Source organism: Ruegeria sp. YKSF070, assembly GCF_059612725.1.
In genome coordinates, this window is sequence record NZ_JBXWRD010000105.1 from 1 (window position 1) to 2,210 (window position 2,210).

Consider the following 2,210-nt stretch of genomic DNA (forward strand, 5'->3'; position numbering starts at 1 on the left):
GCACCCCGCCAACTCGCTCAGATAATCCGACACCCGCACCGGCGTAAGCCGGATATAAGGCGCAATCCGATCATGCGCACAAAGCATGTCATCGTAGGTCGGGATATACATTTCTGGTCTCTCCCTCAGGCTGCTTTCAACACCGAGGCGGCGCTATGTGACCGGAAATACTCCTGCGCGGCGGCAACACCCGTCCCAAGCGGAACATCAAGTCCCAGATCGGCCATGCACATCTCGGCGGTGGCGATGCCCGACAGCGTCATGACATCGGTCAGGCTGCCCAGATGGCCGATGCGGAACACCTTGCCCGCGACCTCGCCCAGCCCGACGCCAAACGCGACGCCATATTTGCTGGCGGCATGGGTCACGATTTCGGTGGCGTTGAACCCCTCGGGTGTGCGGATGGCGCTGACCGTGTCGGAATAGAGATCCGGCGAGGCCGCGCACAGGTCCAGCCCCCAGGCGCGAACCGCGGCGCGCACCCCTTCGGCGATGCGGTGGTGGCGGGCAAAGACATTCTCCAGCCCCTCGTCCAGCAGCATCCTGCACGCCTCGTTCAGCCCGTTCATCAGTCCCACGGCAGGCGTATAGGGATAGGCGCTGTTGGCATAGCCCCTGGCCATGTCAAGCACATCGAAGAAGGTGCGCGGCAGGGTGCCGGTGCGGGTCGCCACCATCGCCTTGGGGCTGAACCCGACAATCGCCAGACCGGCGGGCAGCATGAAGCCCTTTTGCGAGCCGGTGACGGCCACATCCACCCCCCATTCATCGAAGCGGAAATCCATCGATCCGATCGAGCTGACCCCATCGACGAACAGAAGCGCCGGATGCCCCGCCTTGTCGAGCGCGCGACGCACCGCCGCGATATCCGAGCAGACGCCGGTCGCTGTCTCGTTATGGGTGGCCAGAACCGCCTTGATCCTGTGTTCGGTGTCGGCGGTCAGGATCTCTTCGTAACGATCCGCCGGCAGACCCTCGCCCCAGGGAGTTTCGATCACTTCGACCGCCAGCCCGTGGCGCTGGCACATGTCGATCCAGCGATGGGAAAACATGCCGTTGCGCGCGGCCAGCACTCCGTCACCCGCCGACAGCGTATTGGTCAGCGCGGTTTCCCAACCCCCGGTCCCGGTGGAGGGAAAGATGAAGACCTCGGCTGTTTCGCTCTTGAGCACGGCCTGCACCCCCGCTCGTGCCGGGTGCAGGATCTGCCCGAACAGCGGCGACCGGTGGTCGATCGTCGGCATGTCGCAGGCCTTGCGCAGGCTTTCCGGGATATTGGTCGGCCCAGGGATGAAAACGGGGTTCTGGAAACTCATCTTGTGCCTCGTTCAACGGATTCGGTATTCTATCATCCACCTGGCACAGCCCCTTGACAATTTTTTTGAAAATGTTTTTCATTTCCACTTAAGTCGACTTTATATCATTATTGGCATATACTTATAGTTTTTCATCTCTACGAAATGTGACGTCACAGAAACAAAAGATCGACAGGAGTGCAGCGGTTTGGCGACGGAAAAGCGGAAAAGAGGGCGGCCCAAGGCCTTTGCCGACAAGAGTGAGCAGAACACCAATCAGTCGCTCGACCGGGCCATCGACATACTCGAATGCCTCGCCACGGCGCGAGGACTGACTCTGTCAGAGGTGGCGGACCGGCTCGACCTGGCGCCGGCGACGGTGTACCGAGCGCTGCACACATTCGAAACCCGCCGCCTGACCGAGATCGACCCGGAAACCCAGACCTGGCATATCGGCCCCGACCTGTTCCGCCTGGGTTCCGCCTTTCTGCTGCGCAGTTCGCTGGTCGAGCGTGCCCGCCCTGTTCTGCGCAAGCTGATGGAGATGACCGGAGAAACCGCCAATATCGGGATCGAGCGCGACGGCGAGATCCTGTTCCTGAGCCAGGTGGAGACCCAATCCAACATCCGCGCCTTTTTTCAACCCGGCACGCGCGCGCCATTGCATGCCTCGGGGATCGGCAAGGCGCTGTTGTCGCAATACGACCGCGCCCGCATCGACAGGCTGCTGCCCGATCCACGGCTGGAACAGTTCACCATGAAGACCCTGTTCGACAAACAGCGTCTCTTGGCAGAGCTTGACCTGATCCATCGTCGGGGCTGGGCGCTGGATGACGAGGAACGCACCCATGGCATGCGCTGTGTGGCCGCCCCGATCACCGATTTCACCGGCGAGGCGGTCGGTGGCATCTCAGT

Annotated in this window: 2 protein-coding genes; one reads left to right on the plus strand and one right to left on the minus strand. The window is 61.8% G+C overall.

Annotation, left to right across the window (positions count from 1 at the left end; genetic code table 11):
- Nucleotides 1–125: 125 nt before the first annotated feature.
- Nucleotides 126–1,316, minus strand: coding sequence for an L-aspartate--glyoxylate aminotransferase BhcA (gene bhcA, locus AC2FL1_RS23375; RefSeq protein WP_496878516.1), 1,191 nt, complete (start codon nt 1,314–1,316; stop codon nt 126–128).
- A 187-nt stretch (nt 1,317–1,503) separates the two neighbouring features.
- On the opposite strand from bhcA, the gene bhcR reads away from it, so the two are divergent.
- A partial coding sequence (gene bhcR, locus AC2FL1_RS23380) for an HTH-type transcriptional regulator BhcR (RefSeq protein WP_496878517.1) occupies nt 1,504–2,210 on the plus strand: 707 nt, incomplete at its 3' end.